Here is a 20,051-nt window from a genome sequence, read left to right as displayed (position 1 = left end):
CTTACCGATAAAGTACTGATGGTGTTGGGTGTCAACCGCGTTCGAACGCGATCGGCAGGAAGATCGGGCCGGTGTTGCCGCTGAGCGGCAGCCAGGTGGCGATGCCGTCGATGGTCGGGTTCTTCAACCGCTGGGCGAGGAGTGGAAGGGCTTCGCTCATGTCGCTGCGGGCGACGAAGTGTCCGAGGCAGTGATGTGCGCCGCCACCGAAACCGAAGTGCGGCGGTCGCTGAGCAGTCAGATCGAAGGGCTCACCGTCGATCACCCGCGGGTCGGTGCCGGCTGATTCGGACAACAGGTGGATGGTGGTGCCGGCCTTGATCTCGACGCCCTGGTACTCGAAGTCCTCGAGTGCTTCGCGTGTCACCCACGTGACGGTCGGGTTGACGCGCATGACCTCTTCCACCGCCGCCGTGCCCAGTTCGGGGTGTTCCCCGAGCAGCGTCCACTGGTCGGGATACTTCATGAACGTTTGCAGGGCCAGGCCCAGCTGGTTGCGGGTGGTGTCCATCCCGCCGAAGATCAGCAGGACCAGCGACACGCGCAGCTCGTCGTGGCTGAGATGTTCACCGTCACGTTCGGCCAGAACGAGCCGGCTGACGAAGTCGTCTCCCGGATTCTTGCGCCGGTCGGCGATCAGTTCGTCGGCATACTCGTAGAGCCCTTCGAGCGCGGCCTCGACCTTGGTGAGGTCCTGCTTGAGTGTGACGCCCAAGGCCAGGCCGATGTCGTTGGACCAGGCGGCGATCTTCTTCCATTCGCTCTCGGGGATACCGAGCATGATCGCGATGACGCGGGCTGCGTACGGTTCGGCGAACTCGGAGGCGAAGTCGCATCGGCCGCGGTCGTAGAACCCGTCGATCAACTCGTTCGCGAGGGCTTGGAACCTCGGGACCAGGCCACCGATCAGTTTCGGCGAGAAGGCGGGGTTCATCAGTCGACGCAGGCGATGGTGGTCGTCGCCTTCGAGGTTGAGCAGCGCGCTCGTCCACCAGTGCGCGAACGGCCCGTCGTGGACGCCGTTGTGCGCCGGCCATGCCCAGCTTCCCTGCCGCAGGCGACGGTCTTTCATCAGCTTGCCGACCTCGTCGTACCGCAGGACGGCGAGTCCGTAGCTGGTATGGGCGTACCAGCTGGCCTCGCGCGCCTGGCGGACGGCATCGGATTGCACCGAGAAGGTGGGATCGGCCAGGTTCAGAAACGGCGCCTGGGTCAGTTGATCAGTGGACATCGGTTGCTCCTGCGGGTTCGGGCTGCGGTTCGACAGAAGCCGCGTGGGTGGGGTTGGGGCGCTGGGGGATCGCGTCGCCGAAGGGTGCGGTCCCGTTGCTGTGGGAGCGGGCGAGTGCCATGTAGAGCAGGCCGGATCCGATGACCGCGGCGCACAGCAGGGCGACGATGTAGTTGTCGTACCAGACGGCGTCAGGGGTGCGCGGCCAGCTGATGTTGACGATGGCGGCGACGCCGTAGACCAGTGCGCCGATGTTGATCGGCATCGCCCACTTGCCGAGCTGGTATTTCCCGTTCGGGATCCAGCCCTTGACGCGGGCACGCAGCGCGGCGAAGACCACCATCTGGAAGGCGATGTAGATGCCGATGGCGCCGAAGCTGATCAGCTTGGTCAGGGCGTCGGTGGACACGGCCGACCCGATGATCAAGATTCCGGGGACGACGGCGGCGAACAGCAGCGCGTACGGCGGGACCGCGCGGTGGTGGTCGAACTTCGACCAGAGCCGGCTGCCGACGATCATCCCGTCACGGGCATAGGAGTAGATCAGTCGGCTCGCCGCCGCCTGCAGGCTCAGGGCACAGGAGACGAACGAGATCAGCACGACGACGATGACGATCTTCGAGCCCACCGGACCGAACGCGTCGCCGAGGACGGTCGCGACCGGATCAGGGTCTTCGCCGCTGATGACGGCACCGAAGTCGACGACCGACAGAATCAGGCTCAGGCACACGAAGGTTGCCGCGGCGCCGCCGATGTAGATGGTGCGGCGCATGGACTTCGGGATCTGGATGCCGGGATTCTTGACTTCCTCGGCGACGTCGCCGCAGGCCTCGAAACCGTAGTACTGGAAGACACCGATCAGGCTGGCGGCGAGGAACGCATACAGGAAGCTGTGCGAGCCCTGCGCCCCGAAACTGTCGAAGAGAACTCCCAGTCCGTGATGACGCTCGGCGACCAGCAACCAGATTCCGACGACGAGTGCGCCGAGCAACTCGGCCCCGAAACCGAAGATCGCGGCATAGCCCAGGACCTTTGTCCCGCCGAAGTTGATGACCGTGGCCAGGATCAGCACCGCGAGGGCGCAGGCGATGGTGGTGGTCACCGAGGGGGTGAACCCGACCACCGTGGCGACGAACGGGCCCGCGCCGTAGGCGACGCCGGCGATCGTGGCGAGCAGGGCGAACAGGTACACCCAGCCCGTCATCCACGCCCACTTTCGGCCCCACAAGCGGCGGGCCCAGGGGTACACCCCACCGGCGACCGGGAACTGCGCGACGACCTCGCTGAAAACCAGGGCTACGAGGAACTGGCCGACACCGGCGATCAGCAGGCTCCAGATCATCGGAGGCCCGGCAGCGACCAGCGCGATCGCGAAGACGGTGTAGATGCCGACAACAGGGGACAGGTAGGTGAAACCGAGGGAGAAGTTCGCCCACAGGCTCATGTCTCGTTTGAACTCGGACTCGAAGCCGAGAGCGGCCAGTTGGGCGTCGTCGTCGGAAATGGCGTCGTCAGGACGCTGAAGAGGTATCTGGGACACGGGTCTCGTTCTTTCGTCGGGAGGTACCGCGGGGCCGTGAGAATCGAATGTCCGGTTTGTGGGGCCGGTCACATCCGTCGCTTAAACATATACAGTGATAGTTCATAGTTCAAGGTGTCAGCGTTACGATCTTGTGTAGCTCTACGACCTCAGGGGGTACCGGTGCCGATCGACCAGCTCGGAGGCTTGACTGCGCTCGGCGCTGTTCTCGCCCCGCTCGATGGCGGCGGCCCCCGGACCGATGCGGTCGTCCAGCGCATTTCCGCAGCTATCGGGCTCGGCGTGATGGTCGACGGCGAGCAGCTGCCGCCGGAACTGGACCTCGCCGGCCAACTCGGGGTTTCCACGGTGACCCTGCGTGAGGCGCTGGCGGTGCTCCGCAACGAGGGGCTGGTGTACACCAAGCGTGGGCGCGGCGGTGGCAGTTTCGTCAAGGCGTCGGCCGACGTCGTCCAGAGCAATTCGCTGACCAGGCTGCAGCAGCTGAGCGTGGAGGAACTGCGGGACATCGGCGACGAACACTTCGCGGTCTCCGGCGCAGCCGCCGCCCTGGCGGCCCGCCGCAGCCTGGCCGCCGATGTGACCCGGTTGCGGGCGCTGGTGACCAGGATGCGGGAGACCGCCGACCCCTTCGAGTGCCGACGCGCCGACAGCCGCTTCCACATCGAGGTCGCCGTGAGCTCGCAGTCGTCGCGGTTGACCCGAACCGAGGTCAGCCTGCAAGCTGAGTTGTCGGCGATGATCTGGCTTCCGCAGGTAGCGGTCGATCCAGCCGAGGAAGCCGCCACCCACCACGCTCTGGTGGATGCGATCGAAGCCGAGAATCCCGATCTGGCACGGGAACTGGCAGAATCACACAGCGTTGCCCACGTTCGCCGCCTGATCAAATTACGCATGGAGTTGAGGAACGAATGAGTCCTGTCGATGACTCTCGGCCGCAGGCAGCCGTCGACTCGGTCGCGGAAGCGACGACGGACCTCGTCGAGGTGATCTACGGTTCCCTCGTCTCGATCGGCGATGCGTTGACCGAGTTGTGGGCCAGGTTGCAGGCCGACGGAACGACACCGCGGTCCACCGACCTCGAGTCGCTCAAGGGCAGCGTGGTCGGCGAACTCGAATCACGCGGGCCGCTGTTCAACGGCGCAGGAGTCGTCATGGCCGACGGCAGCCTCGCCGATCGGCAGCATTACCTCGAATGGTGGCGCGCCGACGGAGGCGACCGTCCCGATTCGCAGCGGCTGGTCCTCGACCTCAATCCCCGTAGCGAGTACTACTACGACTATTCCGACATGGAATGGTTCGTGATACCGCGGGATCGGAACGAGAAGTGGGTCTATGGGCCATATCTCGATTACACCGGTGTCGACCTGTACGTCTGCACCTTCGCTGTTCCGGTCAGGCTCGGCGACGGAACCTTCCTCGGTGTTGCCGGCGCCGATGTTCCCGTGTCGAGTATCGAATCGAGGCTGTGGCCGCAACTTCGTCGCGCGGGGTCCGGTCTGGTCCTCGTCAATGCTGACGGACGGGTCATCGTGGGTAACGATCCGGAGTACATCACCGGTTCCAAGGTCGCTTCCGTGGCCCGGTCGGGCGAAGCGGTGCCGGTGCGGGCAACTCCCTGGTCGCTGGTGCCGCTTCGGGACGCGGAGTAGAACTCCTCCTGGATGAAAACCATTGCTGCACGGCATGTTTGGTAGGTCGGGGCGGCGTGAGGGCCGGGCGTGCTGATCGAGCTCGCCCGGCCCCAACCAGGGATCCAGTTGTACTGGACTTCCTTACACCGCGGGTGTGGTCCGTTGTCCGCGTTTCGCCGCAGCATGCGCCGTTGAATGCTCGACGAACGCGCCGAACAGGGCCCTCCGGTCCTCCTCCGACCCGTCGGTGTCCTCCGGATGCCACTGCACACCCACGATCCATTTGCTCTCGTGCTCGACTGCCTCGACGACACCGTCCACACCGCGGGCTGTCACCCTCAGTCCCTCGCCGACCTCGCCGACCGCCTGGTGATGCCCATTGCGGACGATCACCCGCGATCGTGACAGGATCTGCGCGAGGCGTGAATCTTCGACCACGACGACCGGGTCGTCGAGGAACATCGGCTCCCCGTCACCGCCCCGGTGGGGGTTGTTCTCCCCCAGATCCGGGATCAGCGTTCCACCGCAGGCGAGGTTGATCATCTGGGAGCCGCGGCAGATGCCGAGCATCGGCGCCCCGAACTCGAGCCCGAGATCGATCGCGGCGAGTGTGCGTTCGTCGGTTCCGCGGTCGACCCCGTAGAGATTGTCGACGAACCCGGTGTGCCCGTAGAGGGTGGGGTCGACATCTCCCCCACCGAGCAGCATCACCCCGTCGGTCTCCTCGTCGATGGTGAACGGGGCGTCCCGGGAGATGTCGATGACGTTGACCCGGGCTCCCAGCTCCACCAGCGTGGCCAGCGCCGAGCCGGTGAAGCGCACGATGAGGTCCCGGGTCTCGGTCGTCAGGCCGGGAAAGTTCAGGGGCGCCACGACGGCGATCAGCGGGCCGCTTCCGTGGCTGCCGCCGTCCGGGAGAACGTCCTCGAGCATGACCGGTTCGATGACCGTGCCGTCGAGTGCGCCGGGGCTCATATCGTCGACTGTCCGCCGCGCAGGTACACCGTGGTGGTGTGGGTGAAGAACTCCCGCGCCGAGCGGCCCTGTTCCTTCGGACCGTATCCGCTCTTCTTCGCGCCGCCGAACGGCACGTGGGGGTCGGCGCCGGCGGATTCGGAGTTGATGTGCAGGATGCCGACATCGATGTCGTCGATGGCATCCAGGGTGCGCGTGAGGTCCTGGGTGAAGATGGCGGCAGAGAGACCGAATTCGCTGTCGTTCGCCAGGGCGAAAGCTTCGCCGGCGCTGCCTACTCGCCGGGCCGCCAGTACCGGGCCGAACAGTTCGTCACGCCAGACATCAGGCAATTGCGACGGCAGCTCCAGGATGGTCGGCGGCACGAAATACCCTGTTGCCAAAGCGCCCTCGGAGTATTCGTGGCCGCCGGCGACGGGCAGCGCCCCCTGCTCGATCGCGCGATCGATGCCCGCCCGGATCGAGGCGCGGGCGGCGGCGTCGACCACCGGTCCCATCTCCGTGCCGTCCTGAACGGGGTTACCCACGTTCAGTGCGTCGGCGCGCTTGCCGAGTTCGGCGAGGAAGTCCTCGGCGATGTCGTCGGTGACGATCAGCCGAGAGGTCGCGGTGCACTTCTGCCCCGTCGAGCGGAAGGCACCGAACATCACCTGCTCGGCGGCCAGCTCGAGGTCGGCGTCGCCGAGGACGACCGCCGCGTTCTTTCCGCCCATCTCCGCCTGCACCGGAACACCGCGGGCGGCACCGGCCGCGGCGATCTTGCGGCCGACACCGGTGGAGCCGGTGAACGTGATCGCGTCGATGCCGGGGTGCTCGACGAGACCGTTGCCGACGGTCCGGTCACCGATCACCAGGTTCAGCACGCCGTCAGGCAGGCCCGCGTCGGTGAGGGCCTGCGCCAGGCGCATCGCCAGGAGCGGAACGGTGCCGGCCGGCTTCCAGACCACGGTGTTGCCGTAGGTCAGGGCCGGGGCGATCTTCCACGCCGGGATGGCGATCGGGAAGTTGAAGGGCGTGATCACACCGACCACGCCAATGGGTTTGCGGGTGACCAGGATGCGTTCACCGCGGCGCGGCGAGGAGAAGACCTCGCCTGCGTCGCGGTCGGCGTCGTTGCCGTAGTAGCGCAGGATCTGGGCCGCGCGCAGTACTTCGCCTATGCCTTCGGGTTTGGTCTTGCCTTCTTCGCGGGCGAGTTCGGTGCCCCAGTCCTGGGCTGCGCTCTCCACGATTCCCGCGGCACGCACCAGGATCGCGCCCCGTTCGTGCGCGGGAGTGCGCGCCCACTCTCGCCTGACCCGTCGGGCCGCCGTGACGGCCCCGTCGAGTGCCGCGGTGTCTGCCAGTCGTCCCTGGGCAACGACGACGTCCGGCTCGGCCGGACTGGTGCTGACGACGGTATCGCCGGCGCCGTCGAGCCATTGTCCGTCGACGAGATGGTGCAGTTGCGCGGGTGTGGTCATGAGAGGGTCGTCCTTCTTCGGGTGTGGGGTACTACAGAGCAGCGAAGGCTTCCCGAAGGACCGAGAAGCCTTCCATGAGGAGTTCGTCCGAGATCGACAGCGGGGGAAGGAAACGCAGGACGTTGCCGAAGGTGCCTGCGGTCAGGGTGAGCAGACCGTGGGCGAGGCAGAAGCGGTTGATCTCGGCGACGGCCTCGCGGTTAGGGGTCTTGGTGCCGGGCTGGACGAGTTCGATCGCCACCATGGCACCGCGGCCCCGGACATCGCCGATGATGTCGGTGTGGGCGGCGATGTCGCGCAGTTCGCGGAACATGAGGTCGCCGATGGCCTGCGCCCGAGCGAGCAGGTTCTCCTCTTCGATGGTGTCGAAGACACCGAGCGCGGCCTCGCAGGCGGCGGGGTTGCCGCTGTAGGTGCCGCCGATGCCGCCGGCGTGCGCGGTGTCCATGATGTCGGCGCGACCGGTGACCGCGGCGAGCGGCATCCCGCCGGCCAGCCCCTTCGCGGTCACGATCAGGTCCGGCACGATGCCTTCGTGCTCGGAGGCGAACCAGTTGCCGGTGCGGGCGATGCCGGCCTGCACCTCGTCGGCGACGAACAGGATTCCGCGATCCCGGCAGAAGTCGGCGATGCGGCGCAGGAAACCGTCGGCGGGGACGATGAATCCGCCCTCGCCCTGAATGGGTTCGACCACGACGCAGGCCACGGCGTCGGCGCCGATCTGCGAATCCACCAGCATCTCGAACTGGGCGAACGCTTCGTCGGCCGCGTTCTCGGCGCCGCTCGGCCACCGGTAGGGGTAGGCCATCGGTGCGCGGTACACCTCGGGTGCGAAGGGACCGAAGGTGCTCTTGTACGGCTGGTTCTTCGCCGTCATCGTCATGGTCATCAGCGTGCGCCCGTGGAAGGCGTGGTCGAAGGTGACGACCGCGGGCCGGCCGGTGGCCGCCCGCGCGTACTTGACGGCGTTCTCCACCGCCTCGCTGCCGGTGTTGAACAGCGCCGTGCGCTTCTCGTGATCACCGGGGGTGAGCCGGTTGAGCGCCTCGGCCACCTCGATGTACGGCTCGTACGGGGTGGCGAGGAAACAGGTGTGCGTGTACTTCGCCAGCTGGCGGGAAGCCCGCTCGACCACACGCGGTGCAGCGTTGCCGACGGTGGTCACGGCGATACCGCTACCGAAGTCGATGAACGAGTTGCCGTCGACGTCGACGAGTACTCCGCCACCGGCGGCCGCGGTGTAGATGTTCGCGCCGCTGGTCAAGCCTGCGGGGAGGGCGGCACTACGGCGGGCTGCCAGTTCCCGGGAGCGGGGTCCGGGTACCTCGGTGACGATGCGGCGTACCTGCTCGAGCTGCGGTCCGCCGACGGGTGTGTGCACAGCAGTCATGTCGTGTCCTCCAGTCGGTTTACCGAGACTGTATGGGCGAAGTCGCCCAGCAGGACATGGCCGAGCTGTACATTTCGACGACCGATCATGGCCCTCCTGGATAACCCGGTTTCGGCGACTGACACGCACACTTGCTGCACCGAGACTTGGGAAGGACACTGCGATGGGCAACGGCGCCGCAATGGCAGATCAACTCGAATCACCCCTGGCTGTGGACGTCGGCGAGGCAATCGGCCGACTACTGCTCACCAGCAGCGACCGATCGGGAACGCCTCGGATGATCTTTCTGTCCGACACGACCGGAGGCAGCACCGCCGAAGCCGTCATCCTCTGGCCGAACGGCACACCTCTCCTCGCCGACGTCGCACATCTCTTCGAGCACTTCGGATTGCGCGTCGCGGACCGAGACACCCTGCCGCTGCCTCCCGGCATGTCCACCGCGGCCGCACTCCACAAATTCACGTTCCAGGCACCGAGAGTGTCACGACGCCGGTCACTGAGCCGGGTGTCGGAAGCCTTCGAGGCGCAGACGCTCCATGGATTCGAAATCGACGACTTCGCCAAGTTGATCGTCGCCGCCGGTCTGTCCTGGAGGGCGATCGTTCTCATCCGTGCGGCAAGCCGATTCGTCCGTCAAGCGGGGCTCGGCCTGTCCGAGAGCTACGTCATCGACACCCTGCTGCGGCACACCGAGTTCGCCGAGTCTCTCGTGCACTACTTCGGTGCGCGGTTCGATCCCGACCTCGACGACCGAGATACGGCTGTCGCGGAGACTGTTTCGGCCGTGCGTGAACACCTGGATGCCGCAACGACCTTGGACGAAGACCGGATCATGCGGTCGCTGGAGTCGTTCGTCACCGCGTGCCTGCGCACGAACTGGTACCAGACCGATGCCACGGGCACGGCGAAGCCGTACGCCTCCTTCACGCTCGACTCGAGCAGACTCGCGCTGACCGGGCCGGTTGTCCCCTACCGTGAGATCTACGTCTACGCCAACGACGTCGAGGGAATCCACCTGCGCAGCGGCGCCGTCGCGCGTGGCGGGCTGCGATTCTCCGACCGCCCCGAGGACTACCGCACCGAAGTGCTGGGCCTGATGAAAACCCAGACGGTCAAGAACTCCCCGATCGTTCCCGTCGGCGCCAAGGGCGCATTCGTCCGCAAGAATCCGAACATCACCCCCGCAGAGGCATATACGACGTTCATCAGGGGACTTCTCGATGTCACCGACAACATCGTCGACGGTCACACCATCGCACCGCAGCGCACCGTCACCTACGACGGACCCGACACCTACCTCGTCGTGGCCGCCGACAAAGGAACGGCCTCTTTTTCGGACCTAGCCAACAACATTGCCCTCGACGCCGGCTACTGGCTCGGAGATGCATTCGCCTCCGGCGGCTCGACCGGATACGACCACAAAGCCATGGGCATCACCGCCCGCGGCGCCTGGGTCTCGGTGCGCAGGCACCTCGACGAACTCGACGTAGACGTCGACACCGACCCCTTCACCGTCGTCGGCGTCGGCGACATGTCCGGTGACGTCTTCGGCAACGGAATGCTGCTGTCCGAGTCGATCAAGCTGGTCGCCGCCTTCGACCACCGGCACATCTTCATCGACCCCGACCCCGACCCTGCCCGCGCGTTCGCCGAACGCCAGCGCCTGTTCACACTCCCCGGAACCACCTGGGATCACTACGACCGCAACACCCTGTCCGCCGGTGCCGGCATCTGGCCGCGCACCGCCAAGCGGATCTCGCTCTCGCCCGAGGCCCAGAAACTCCTGGGCGTGCAGCAGAATCTGATCTCACCGAACGACCTGATCAAGGCAATCCTGTCGGCCCGCGTCGATCTGTTGTGGAACGGCGGAATCGGCACGTACGTCAAAGCGTCGACCGAAACCCACGCCGACGCAGCCGATCCGGTCAACGATTCGGTGCGAGTGGACGCGGCCCAACTGCGCTGCGCCGTGATCGGAGAAGGCGGCAACCTCGGGCTGACGCAGCGGGCGCGCATCGAATACGCGCTCGGAGGCGGTCGGATCAATGCCGACTTCATCGACAACGCCGCCGGGGTCGCCACGTCAGACCTCGAGGTCAATCTCAAGATTGCTCTCGACGGCGCCGTGCGCAGCGGGCGAATCAACCATGACGAGCGCAACGCCCTACTCTCCGCGTCACGCCGGGACGTTGCCGACGCAGTACTCTGCAACAGCGAGAGTCAAACGCTGGCAATCAGTCTCGCCTCCTCTCAGGCCCCGCAGCTTCTGAACCGTCACGAGCGGCTCATCGACAACCTCGAACACACCAACGGCATCAACCGGGCCACCGAGGTTCTGCCGACAAAGAAAGAGCTGGTGTCGCGGACGCAGGCCGGTCTCGGGCTGACACGACCCGAGATCGCCATCCTCCTCGCTCAGTCGAAGAACGTGGTTCAGCAGGACCTGCTCAATTCATCCGTTCCGGACGAACCGGTCTTCGCGCAGGCCCTGTCGGCATACTTCCCGCCTCGGATCCGCGAACAACTCTCCGAGGAGGAGATCCGCGGCCACCGCCTGGCCCGCGAGATCGTGGCGACGAAGATTGCCGACGACCTGATCAACCACGTAGGCCCCGGCCTGATCTATCAACTCGACGAGCGCCTCGGCGTCACAACCCCGGCAGTGGCCCGGGCCTACGCCGTTGTCCGGGCCGTGTTCGACATCGACGAACTGTGGTCGGACGCCGAACAGCGCACCGACGTCACGCAGGCCGAACGCTGGAACCTCCTCCGCGCTCTCCAGCACTTCATCGAGCACACCGCCACGTGGATTCTGCGCCGCCGCCCCGCCCCACTGAACGTCGAGGCGGAGATCGACCGGTACCGTCCCAGCGTTCGCGAGTTGGTGGCACACCGTCCCCACCCGACCACGATCGCCGAGACCACCGAGAGACTGCGATTCCTCGGCGAGGTCCTCGACCTGATCGAAACCGCCCGACATGGCGGCTGCCCCGTCGAGGCTGCCGCGGCCATCCATGCCCGAACAGACTCCGTCCTCGGACTGACCTGGTTGACCGGCCGCCTCGAGCACCACGTCACGACCAATTGGTGGGATGCGATGGCGGCCGCGACAGTGCGCGACGACCTCGCCGAACGCCATCATGCGCTCGTCGGGGCCGTCCTCGATCTCGACACCGGAGGCGACGACCAGGTGCTCGTATGGCAGGAACGCACTGCGGACGCCATCAACCGCTTCTCCCGCATCACCGCCGAACTCCGACGAGACGGGGTGGTGGACGTCTCCCGCGCCTGCACGGCCGGCGCCGAGTTGAACCTGCTGATACGGAGCACCCGCACAGGCTCCATGTAGTCGAGTGTCGCGTGAGCCGGCGTCGGCTACAGCGACTTCGCGATGATTCCCTTCATCACCTCGTTGGCGCCCGCGTAGATCGTCTGGACGCGGGCGTCCTCGTCATGAGACCTCCTTCTCTCCTTCTCTCCTGCCCTCTCCTGTCCGGCGAGCTTGATCTCAGACAGTCTGCACCAGGCCGCAGCCAAGTGGACAGCGCTGGATCGTTTGCCCGGCCAGGCAAGCCGATCTGCGCCAACGGTGTTGGCAATTCCGTGGAACCCGGTTCGACTGTTGAGGAAGCAGAATGAACCGACCGCACGACGTGTCCCTACCAGTTCGGGAGACCGGCCTTCACCAGACGTCTGTCGCCCTACAGGCTGGCGCTGGTATTCATGCCCGAGCGGGGACATCGGGGCAACAATCCCGCAGGCTCTGTGCCCGAGCATGTCCCGTTCCCTATTGGGGCGTGCCGGCATGCCGAATTCGACGGCTGAGGGGATGCCGTCCGGTTACAGGGGTCGCCTACTGTTTCGGGATGGTGCTTAGGTGAGCAATCCTGGCGGGCCTTCGTGGCGATGATCTGGACCAGATCGTCGAGTGCGGTGAGGGTGGCGCCGCTGTCACGGTCGACGAGCCAGCGCAGTACCAGCCCGTCGAGCGCAGCCAGGGCGAAGCGCGCGACCTGGTCGACCGGAGTGCTCCAGGTGACGCCGGCCCGGTGGGCACACAGGTCGAGGAACGCGACGGCCTCGGTGTCCATGGTGCGGTACTGGCGGGCCGCGATTGCTCCGGCGGAGTCATTGCCGGCCCCGCGTTGGCGCAGGGCTTGCGCGGTGATCTCGTAGGTCAGCAACTGATGGTCGGGACTGGCTTCGATGATCGGCCACAGGCCGCGAATTCCGGCCCCCAGGAGTTCTCGAAGACCCGCAATACCGCGCAGTTCCAGAGGACCGACCAGCTGACTGAAGGCTAGGCGCATCGCCTCACTGATCTCGAGGATCAGGCACTGCCCCATCTCGGTGAGAAGCTCTTCCTTGTGCTCGAAGTGGTAGTGCACCACTCCGAGCGACACCCCGGCGGCCTCGGCCACATTACGGATGGTCAGCGCAGCGAGACCCTGTTGCGCGGTGACAGCGAGCGCCGCCTCGATGAGCTGTCCGCGGCGAACATCAGCGGGAAGCCTTTGCATTCCCGGATCGTATGCGTTCGATCCTTTCGAGGAGACGAATCGGACCGCCACCGTGTCCCATGTCACGGTGTGCCCAGTCGGACCGTAGGGTCAGCTGGGGCTCCAGCGGCCATCGTGTTGTGGCGTCCCTCCCTGGGTCCCATTGTCGGTGCCGCCGAGCAACAGTGCACGATCGGCGAGGCTCGAAATGCTCGAGATTGCCCTGCCGGCGGCGAGACGATCCCTACCGATGAAATCTGTGCGGCTCGGGGCCGGAGGCGAGATCGGATGTCCTCGGTCGGGGTTACTTCGACGATAGCCACAGCCTGAATGCTTCGGCCGTCGCCGCCTGCAAAGTCGTCCCGCGGGTGGCTACTTCGATCTTCACCTGCCGCAGCAACTCCGGGTCCACGCGCGCGGAGAACTGCGGGAGCTTCGTCGCACCGACGGAGACTGGAGCGGCCTCGGCTGTAGTCCTCGGTAAGAGCGGATCCGAATCACAACCCGGCGCCGCGATCTGCAGAACGGTGTCGGACGCTCCCGCAGAGTGCTCGTTGCCCATCTTCATCTCCTTGACGTACCGATGAGGTAGCTGTTCGACGAGATCGGCGGCCTCGGTGCCGCACCCTCGCGTGTTCAGTCCGGGAGGGCTGACTTTGCAGGCACATGTTGAGCGTTACGCGAAATATCGGAAAAAATTCTGTTGCCACAGTTACGACCGGAGCGGTCGGAACTTGAAAGCTGACGCATTGAAAGATAGCACGCGTGATCGCAACGTAACTTGTTACCAGAAAAATAAACAAATACGAGAATGGTGACATCGGTCCAAAAGGGCGAGGATTTACCGTTCCTGAAATTGTTTGACGCCGCGTACCGTACCGCGGGTATGAAAATGCATGCAATGTAGCTTGGTAACAATATTTCAATTTAACTTATCGAACGTCCAAGCAGTATAAATTGGCGAACCTTGCTGTACGTCCAACCGAGAGCGAAACGCGCACTACCAGGTCAGATCCGGGGTTCTCTTGCTCAGGCGCGTGCTTCTCGCTTGTGAAGAAAAATGCTTTTCGCCGTGACGGCCGCGGTCACGCCTCTTCGGTCGACAGTTTCCAAAGTTGCCGATTCCCGCGAGCGCGGATTCGCCATTCGGACGTAAATTATTTAATAACCGACACACCGCGCCGGTCGTTGACACATACCGGGTGGTTTGCGAATGATTCCTGCCATCAACCGCTCCACGGTGAGGGGAAATTCGTGACATCGGTGCACACTTCGACCCAGGCGCGTACTCCGCGACGCTGGTTTGTCGCGGGGGCCGCCATGGCGACCGCCACGGCTGTGATCATCTTCGGTGGAGTCGCGTCAGCGGCCCACCCTCCGGTCGGACTGGGGACAGCCACCTCCTTCGCGATATTGGCGGGCCAAACGGTCACCAACACCGGCCCTTCGATCATCTCCGGGGATCTGGGTGTCAGCCCGGGCAGCGCGGTCACCGGCTTTCCACCAGGAACGGTGATCAACGGCACGCAACACGTTGCCGATGCTGTTGCACTGCAAGCTCAATCCGACTTGACGACGGCATACAACGATGCGGCAGGACGGACGCCCACCACTGCGGCGCCCCCCGATCTCGGTGGCCTGACTCTGGTCGACGGCACCTACAACACGGCCGGTCCGATGGGCCTGACCGGGACCGTCACCCTCGATGCGCAGGGTGATCCCAACTCGGTGTTCATCTTTCAGGCCGGGTCCACGTTGATCACCGCGTCGAACAGCACGGTCGCCCTCATCAACGGGGCCTCACCGTGCAACGTGTTCTGGCAGGTGGGTAGCTCTGCGACCCTGGGGACCAACACCACCTTCGTCGGAACCATTATGGCGTTGACCTCGATCTCGGTGCAGACCGGCACCACCGTGAACGGACGCGTATTGGCACGTAACGGCGCAGTCACTCTGGACACCAACACCATCACCCGACCCAACTGCGGCACGCCGCCGCCGACGTCGACGACGACACCGCCGCCGACCACGACAACCACGACCACGGCGCCACCGACCACCACCACTACGACCGTCACCAACGGTCCCATCATTCCGATCCCCATTCCCATCCCCATCCCCATTCCGATCCCCCCCGGCGGAGGCATCCCCGGCATCCCCGGCATCCCCGGTGTCCCCGGCATCCCCGGTGTCCCCGGAATTCCCGGCCCTCCCGCTCCTCCGGGCCCGCCGGCACCCCCCGGCCCTCCGGCTCCTCCAGTTCCCCCCGCTCCTCCGGCTCCCCCCGGCGGTCCTGGTGGACCTGGTGAACAGGGCGGACCGGGCGAACAAGGTGGCCCGGGTGAGCAAGGCGGACCCGGTGAGCAGGGTGGCCCCGGCGAACAAGGTGGCCCGGGTGAGCAAGGCGGCCCCGGCGGCGGAGGCAAGGGCGGCCCTGGCGGCAACGGATACATCATCCCCAAGGGGCATCCGGAAACGGGGGCCGGCGGCACCACTCCACCCTCCCGTGACAGCGTGCTTCTCCGATCCCTTGCAGTGCTGGCCCTGGCCGGATCGGGCATGGCGGCAGGCCAGGGGGCGCGACTGCGCAGGAGGCAGCGATGAGCGACCCGAGCTCCGAAATGTCAGAGCCCGTCCCGGGCCCCGAGTGGCCAGGGCCCGAGGGGGCGATGGGCAGGGTGAAACGCTGGTGGGTGGTGGCAGCGGTCCTGATACTCATCGCGACGGCTGTCCTCGCCCTACGCAGCTATCAGGATTCGGGAGATCCGCAGCTCGGACAGCCATCCGTGACCGACACCGCGCCGGCGCCCTCCGACGGGGCGTCCGGCCCGGCACCGGTCGCGCTGCGGATCCCTGCGCTGGGGGTGGACGAATCACTCATCACTCTCGGACTCAATCCCGACGAAACAGTCGAGGTGCCCACCGATTTCGACAAGCCAGGGTGGTACAAGTTCGGGCCGGCTCCGGGCCAACTGGGTTCGGCAGTGATCCTGGGGCACGTCGATTCCTATGAGGGTCCGGCGGTGTTCTACCGATTGAAAGACCTCGCGGCGGGAGACTCGATCGAGGTGAGCTTGGCCGACGGCACCATCGCTCATTTCGCGGTCACCAAGGTGGAGACGTATCCGAAGACGGAGTTCCCGGCCGAGGAGGTGTACGGCTCGCACGGTGATGAAACGCTGCAACTGGTCACCTGTGGAGGAGAGTACGACGCGGACGCCCGCAGCTACCTGTCCAACATCGTGGCCTACACCTCTCTGGTTGATACCGACAGCGGGGAAGCTCCGGCAGCTGCCGGCCAGAAATGATCTGGCAACCGGGAAGTTCACGGGAGGTGAGCATTCGGCCCACCGTGGTCGGTTGAGGCACGCTGTGGACTCGACGCGACTGTGGGGTACCACCCCGAGCAGGTTCTCGGCACGTCGAGATGTAGTCGATCAATCTTGTCGCCGCAGCCCGAGCGGCCGGCAGCCGGGTGCGCCAGGATCGACCACGGCTCGGGCATCCCGAGTAGTCTGTCTGGGCATGGCACGGGATGAGCGCGGTGTGACAGCCCAGAGTGAGGACTTCGCTGCCTGGTACAACGAGGTGGTCTTCAAGGCGGGCCTCGTGGACCGGGGTCCGGCCAAGGGCACCATGGTGATCCGACCGTACGGGTACCGGCTGTGGGAGCTGTTGCAGTCCGAGTTGGACCGCCGCATCAAGGACACCGGTCACGAGAATGCGTACTTCCCGTTGCTGATTCCGGAAAGCTACCTCGGGCGGGAAGCGGAACATGTCGAAGGGTTCTCTCCGGAACTGGCGGTGGTCACCCATGCCGGCGGGAAGATGCTCGAAGAGCCGCTGGTGGTGCGGCCGACGTCGGAGACGATCATCGGCGAGATGATGGCCAAATGGATCAGTTCGCACCGCGACCTGCCGCTGCTGCTGAACCAGTGGGCGAACGTGGTGCGGTGGGAGCTACGGCCTCGAATGTTTCTTCGCACCACGGAATTTCTGTGGCAGGAGGGCCACACCGCGCATGCCGACGAGGCGGCCGCCCGCCGCGAGACGATGCTGGCGCTCGACATTTATCACGAGGTGGCGCGTGAGCTGGCCGCGATGCCGGTGGTCCCGGGTGAGAAGACGCCGGGTGAACGGTTCGCCGGTGCGGTGGCGACCTACACGATCGAGGGGATGATGCGTGACGGCCGTGCGCTGCAGTCCGGCACCTCGCATTACATGGGCACCAACTTCGCGTCGGCGTTCGATATCCGCTATACCGGCGAGGCGGATCGGGAAGAGTTGTGTCACACCACGTCCTGGGGAATGAGCACCCGGATGATCGGTGGCATCGTCATGACTCACGGGGACGACAAGGGCCTGGTGTTCCCGCCGCGGTTGGCGCCCCACCAGGTGGTGATCGTGCCGATCACCCGTGGCGGCAACGTAGGGGTCGAGGACGCGGCCAACGACCTGGCCCGCCGCCTGCGGTCGGCAGGAGTGCGTGCCCATGTCGATGCCCGCCCGCAGCTCACCCCGGGGTTCAAGTACAACGAGTGGGAGATGCGCGGCGTTCCGATCCGGCTCGAACTCGGTCCGCGGGATCTGGAGGCCGGCACCGTGATGATGGTGAGAAGACTCGGCGACGGCAAGCAGGCCGTGCCGATCGACTCCCTGCCCGAGACCATGCCGGGGGTCCTGGACGACTTTCAGGCCTTTCTGCTCGCTCGTGCGACCGCGTTCCGCGACAGCCACACTCGAACCGTCGACAACCGGGAGGCCTTCGCGGATGCGGTGTCGACCGGGTGGGGACTGGCACTGCACTGCGGGAGTTCCACGTGCGAGGAGGAGATCAAGTCCCTGACCGCTGCGACCCCGCGGTGCGTTCCCCTGGGCGGCGAACCGGAGACAGGCGTGTGCGTGCGATGCGGAGCGGCGTCGGCGTACGGCAAGCGAGTGATCTTCGGGCGCGCCTACTGAGCGGGGCGACCCGGGCGAAAGGGCGCACACGGTGCGTGCGTGAAGGGGTGGCTATCACCACCCCTCGGGGGACTATTCGCAGGCCGGGCACTCGACGGACGCTGGGAATCTCGAAAACCGACCACTCGGAGAGAGAAGTCCCGCGATCGAAAGGAACCCGTCGCATGCCCCGCATCCTCGGCACCACCGTCCCCGACGTCCACGAACATGATCCGCCGGGCGCGGCCATGCCTGCCGCCGAATCCGTCCCGAAGCCGGTCCGTCACCACTGGGCCTTTGCACGGATCGGCCTGTACCTGCTGCTTGCGTCCCTGCCGCTGCTCGCGATCTCGGCGCAGGTGTTCGGCGTCGTGCCGATGAACGCCACCGGTGCGCTGGTGATCATTCCGCTCGCCGCCACCCTCGCCGTGTTGTGCGTGTTCGCTCCGCACCCGATCGACCGCATCGTCGGTCATGGCCTCGGCTGGGGGATGTTCGCGTGTCTTGCCTACGACGTCTTCCGCCTCGACACCGTGTATCTGCTCGGGATGTGGGGCGACTTCATTCCGAAGATGGGGACGTGGCTCCACTCGGGAACCGACACCCGGACCGGCGCGATCGTCGGGTACCTGTGGCGCTACCTCGGCGACGGCGGCGGCATCGGAATCGCGTTCTTCCTCATCGCCCTCGCGCTCGGCCTCCAACATCGGTCACGCCGCGTCGTCCTCCTCGCGTTCGTCACCTTCGCGGTGTTCCCGGTATGGGCCGGGCTCATCGGAACGGTCGCCCTGTCGCCACGCGGACAGCACGACATGTTTCCGCTCACGCCGACCACGATCACGCTGTCGCTGATCGGGCACCTGATCTTCGGGCTCGTGCTCGGCCTCGGCTTCCTGCGTGCGCGGGGCCGCCTCGGCCAGCACTGGCCGTGGCCGCCGCTGCTCCCGGTGCGGTCGCGGGCCGGTGCGCCGCAGTTGCGCAGTGAGGCGCTGGTGCCCGCGTGCGGCGAGTGCGGCGCGACCGAACGGTAACCCCCATGTGAGCGGCAAAGCGTGCCCGGACACGCTTTGCCGCTCACGTGCGGGTGAGGTGCCGGTCCTTCACCTTCCGGCCCACTGCCACGGACAGCAGCATCAGCAGCGCCGACCCCGCGAAGCAGGTGGCGTAGCCGAGGTCCGGGGCAAGAAGTGAAATGACGAACGGGACGGCGAAGCCGACGTAGATCAGGCAGTAGAACACCGCCACGGTCTGCGCGAGTTCGTCGGCCGGCGCCAGTCTTTCGACGGACGCGAGACCGGAACCGAGCAGGATGCCGTAGCAGGATCCGAGGAGGAAGGCCGCGACGACGATCGCGGCGACGGACAGCGCACCGTCCGTATACGCGACCACGGTCGCGGCGCCGAAGCCCAGCACCCCGAGGGTGATGCCGACCCGGATCCCGGTGACGGCGTCGTCCTGCTGCGACCACCGTTTGGCCCACGGCTGGATCACCGCCCCGGTGATCAGGGTCAGTGCCGCCACCAGCCCGGTGAACGCCACCGACGTGGAGCGCAGCGACTCGGAGACGAGCGGCGGAAGGGTCGCGAACGACACGGTCGCCACACCGAACACCCACGGTGCCCAGGGTGCGATGCCCCACCGGAACTGGGGCGTCGCCAGCACCGACAGGGGTGTCGCGGTGAGATCGGTCGAACGGATTCGCTCGTCGGGCACCGCCCACACCAGCGCCAGGGCGCAGACCATCAACGCGATGTGCACGAGGTACGGGAGTAGTTCGGGGGCGGGCAGCCACTGCGCGATCACGCCGGCGAACAGGGCTCCGCAACCGAATCCCGCGGACAACGACACGGCGGCGCGGCGTGCACCCGCCCCGGCGGGCGCGGTGGAGCTGAGTTCCTTCATCCAGGCGGTTCCGGCGCCGAACGCCATGCCGGAGGCCAGTCCGGCCAGCACCCGGCCCAGGTAGAGCAGGTCGGGGACGGCGGCCCCCGCGATGAGGACGAGGGAGGAGACGATGCCGACGGGGATCATCGGGCGGATCACCGCGCGCCGGCCGAACCGGTCGGACACGCGCCCGAAGTACAGCAGGGCGGGTACGAGCCCGACGACATACGACGCGAGCATTGCGGTGAACGAACCATTCCCGAGACCGAGATGTTCGCGGTAGACGAGCTGCATCGGGGCGAACTGGTTGGCACCCCAGCTGACCGCGAACAGCGCGGCGGCGAGGCGGACCCAGGGCGAGAGCATCACCTGATCCTCCCAGAGCCCGTAGCGCGGCGAAGTATCAACTTTTCACAGCTCGGGCGGCGGATTCCTGTGCACCATGGCCGTGTGCGGCGGGTTCGGGGACCTCTAGCGTCGACCCCTGAGCACAC

14 protein-coding genes and 2 pseudogenes are annotated in these 20,051 nt (G+C 66.1%); 7 read left to right on the top strand and 9 right to left on the bottom strand.

The annotated features are described in order from the left end of the window. Nucleotides 1-31: 31 nt before the first annotated feature. Nucleotides 32-1,231 (bottom strand): cytochrome P450, encoded by a 1,200-nt coding sequence (locus DTA22_RS15325; protein ID WP_112299983.1) that lies wholly within the window; start codon nucleotides 1,229-1,231, stop codon nucleotides 32-34. Beyond that, a complete protein-coding gene (locus DTA22_RS15320; protein WP_218027713.1) occupies nucleotides 1,221-2,771 on the bottom strand; it encodes an APC family permease in 1,551 nt (516 codons plus the stop codon). Before DTA22_RS15320 ends, DTA22_RS15325 begins: the two co-directional genes overlap by 11 nt. 162 nt (nucleotides 2,772-2,933) lie before the next feature. On the opposite strand from DTA22_RS15320, the gene DTA22_RS15315 reads away from it, so the two are divergent. Then, a complete protein-coding gene (locus tag DTA22_RS15315) occupies nucleotides 2,934-3,686 on the top strand; it encodes a FadR/GntR family transcriptional regulator (protein WP_217999419.1) in 753 nt (250 codons plus the stop codon). Next, the gene (locus tag DTA22_RS15310; RefSeq protein ID WP_052033021.1) at nucleotides 3,683-4,423 is read left to right on the top strand and encodes a cache domain-containing protein; all 741 of its coding nucleotides are present in this window, start codon (nucleotides 3,683-3,685) and stop codon (nucleotides 4,421-4,423) included. The genes DTA22_RS15315 and DTA22_RS15310 overlap by 4 nt, the downstream gene beginning before the upstream one ends. 123 nt (nucleotides 4,424-4,546) lie before the next feature. Here the strand turns inward: DTA22_RS15310 and DTA22_RS15305 are convergent, their stop codons facing one another. Genes DTA22_RS15305 through gabT form a run of 3 tightly spaced genes read right to left on the bottom strand, consistent with a single transcriptional unit; the run spans nucleotide 4,547 to nucleotide 8,233 of the window. Then, the gene (locus DTA22_RS15305) at nucleotides 4,547-5,380 is read right to left on the bottom strand and encodes a gamma-glutamyl-gamma-aminobutyrate hydrolase family protein (protein WP_217999418.1); all 834 of its coding nucleotides are present in this window, start codon (nucleotides 5,378-5,380) and stop codon (nucleotides 4,547-4,549) included. After that, complete coding sequence (locus DTA22_RS15300; protein ID WP_037230250.1) at nucleotides 5,377-6,843, bottom strand: aldehyde dehydrogenase family protein; 1,467 nt, start codon at nucleotides 6,841-6,843, stop codon at nucleotides 5,377-5,379. Before DTA22_RS15300 ends, DTA22_RS15305 begins: the two co-directional genes overlap by 4 nt. Nucleotides 6,844-6,874: 31 nt before the next feature. Next, the gene (gabT, locus tag DTA22_RS15295) at nucleotides 6,875-8,233 is read right to left on the bottom strand and encodes a 4-aminobutyrate--2-oxoglutarate transaminase (RefSeq protein WP_112299982.1); all 1,359 of its coding nucleotides are present in this window, start codon (nucleotides 8,231-8,233) and stop codon (nucleotides 6,875-6,877) included. Between the two features lie 163 nt (nucleotides 8,234-8,396). On the opposite strand from gabT, the gene DTA22_RS15290 reads away from it, so the two are divergent. Further along, a complete protein-coding gene (locus DTA22_RS15290) occupies nucleotides 8,397-11,582 on the top strand; it encodes an NAD-glutamate dehydrogenase domain-containing protein (RefSeq protein WP_245973420.1) in 3,186 nt (1,061 codons plus the stop codon). A 26-nt stretch (nucleotides 11,583-11,608) separates the two neighbouring features. Here the strand turns inward: DTA22_RS15290 and DTA22_RS37160 are convergent. The 3 genes and pseudogenes from DTA22_RS37160 to DTA22_RS15280 form a co-directional block, all read right to left on the bottom strand. Beyond that, a pseudogene (locus DTA22_RS37160) lies at nucleotides 11,609-11,683 on the bottom strand (acyl-CoA dehydrogenase family protein); the annotation flags it as partial. Nucleotides 11,684-12,123: 440 nt separating this feature from the next. Further along, nucleotides 12,124-12,753, bottom strand: a pseudogene (locus tag DTA22_RS15285) (TetR/AcrR family transcriptional regulator); the annotation flags it as partial. A 283-nt stretch (nucleotides 12,754-13,036) separates the two neighbouring features. Next, nucleotides 13,037-13,300 (bottom strand): hypothetical protein, encoded by a 264-nt coding sequence (locus tag DTA22_RS15280; protein WP_112299981.1) that lies wholly within the window; start codon nucleotides 13,298-13,300, stop codon nucleotides 13,037-13,039. Nucleotides 13,301-14,052: 752 nt separating this feature from the next. Between DTA22_RS15280 and DTA22_RS15275 the strand changes: the two genes are divergently transcribed. The 4 genes from DTA22_RS15275 (at nucleotide 14,053) to DTA22_RS15260 (ending at nucleotide 18,704) form a co-directional block, all read left to right on the top strand. After that, on the top strand, nucleotides 14,053-15,336 hold the full coding sequence (locus DTA22_RS15275; protein ID WP_112299980.1) for an ice-binding family protein: 1,284 nt from the start codon (nucleotides 14,053-14,055) through the stop codon (nucleotides 15,334-15,336). Further along, entirely contained in the window at nucleotides 15,333-16,040 is a 708-nt protein-coding gene (locus tag DTA22_RS15270) for a class F sortase (protein ID WP_112299979.1), read from the top strand. The genes DTA22_RS15275 and DTA22_RS15270 overlap by 4 nt, the downstream gene beginning before the upstream one ends. Nucleotides 16,041-16,257: 217 nt before the next feature. Continuing rightward, nucleotides 16,258-17,694, top strand: coding sequence for a proline--tRNA ligase (proS, locus tag DTA22_RS15265; RefSeq protein ID WP_112299978.1), 1,437 nt, complete (start codon nucleotides 16,258-16,260; stop codon nucleotides 17,692-17,694). Between the two features lie 164 nt (nucleotides 17,695-17,858). After that, a complete protein-coding gene (locus DTA22_RS15260; protein ID WP_112299977.1) occupies nucleotides 17,859-18,704 on the top strand; it encodes a hypothetical protein in 846 nt (281 codons plus the stop codon). A 43-nt stretch (nucleotides 18,705-18,747) separates the two neighbouring features. On the opposite strand, the gene DTA22_RS15255 is transcribed toward DTA22_RS15260, so the two are convergent. Next, nucleotides 18,748-19,923 carry an MFS transporter gene (locus DTA22_RS15255; RefSeq protein ID WP_112299976.1) on the bottom strand — a complete coding sequence of 392 codons (1,176 nt, stop codon included), beginning with the start codon at nucleotides 19,921-19,923 and terminating at the stop codon, nucleotides 18,748-18,750. Nucleotides 19,924-20,051 lie beyond the last annotated feature (128 nt).

The sequence above is a fragment of the Rhodococcus wratislaviensis genome, from assembly GCF_900455735.1.
Taxonomy (GTDB): Bacteria; Actinomycetota; Actinomycetes; order Mycobacteriales; family Mycobacteriaceae; genus Rhodococcus_F; species Rhodococcus_F wratislaviensis.
This window is presented reverse-complemented; position numbering and strand designations above follow the sequence as displayed.

What these genes read in the sequence shown, in the direction of transcription:
- DTA22_RS15325 (WP_112299983.1), bottom strand. Translation starts at nt 1,231, where the DNA reads ATGTCCACTGATCAACTGACCCAGGCGCCGTTTCTGAACCTGGCCGAT.
- DTA22_RS15310 (WP_052033021.1), top strand. Translation starts at nt 3,683, where the DNA reads ATGAGTCCTGTCGATGACTCTCGGCCGCAGGCAGCCGTCGACTCGGTC.
- DTA22_RS15305 (WP_217999418.1), bottom strand. Translation starts at nt 5,380, where the DNA reads ATGAGCCCCGGCGCACTCGACGGCACGGTCATCGAACCGGTCATGCTC.
- DTA22_RS15300 (WP_037230250.1), bottom strand. Translation starts at nt 6,843, where the DNA reads ATGACCACACCCGCGCAACTGCACCATCTCGTCGACGGACAATGGCTC.
- gabT (WP_112299982.1), bottom strand. Translation starts at nt 8,233, where the DNA reads ATGACTGCTGTGCACACACCCGTCGGCGGACCGCAGCTCGAGCAGGTA.
- DTA22_RS15290 (WP_245973420.1), top strand. Translation starts at nt 8,397, where the DNA reads ATGGGCAACGGCGCCGCAATGGCAGATCAACTCGAATCACCCCTGGCT.
- DTA22_RS15280 (WP_112299981.1), bottom strand. Translation starts at nt 13,300, where the DNA reads ATGAAGATGGGCAACGAGCACTCTGCGGGAGCGTCCGACACCGTTCTG.
- DTA22_RS15275 (WP_112299980.1), top strand. Translation starts at nt 14,053, where the DNA reads ATGGCGACCGCCACGGCTGTGATCATCTTCGGTGGAGTCGCGTCAGCG.
- DTA22_RS15270 (WP_112299979.1), top strand. Translation starts at nt 15,333, where the DNA reads ATGAGCGACCCGAGCTCCGAAATGTCAGAGCCCGTCCCGGGCCCCGAG.
- proS (WP_112299978.1), top strand. Translation starts at nt 16,258, where the DNA reads ATGGCACGGGATGAGCGCGGTGTGACAGCCCAGAGTGAGGACTTCGCT.
- DTA22_RS15260 (WP_112299977.1), top strand. Translation starts at nt 17,859, where the DNA reads ATGCCCCGCATCCTCGGCACCACCGTCCCCGACGTCCACGAACATGAT.
- DTA22_RS15255 (WP_112299976.1), bottom strand. Translation starts at nt 19,923, where the DNA reads ATGCTCTCGCCCTGGGTCCGCCTCGCCGCCGCGCTGTTCGCGGTCAGC.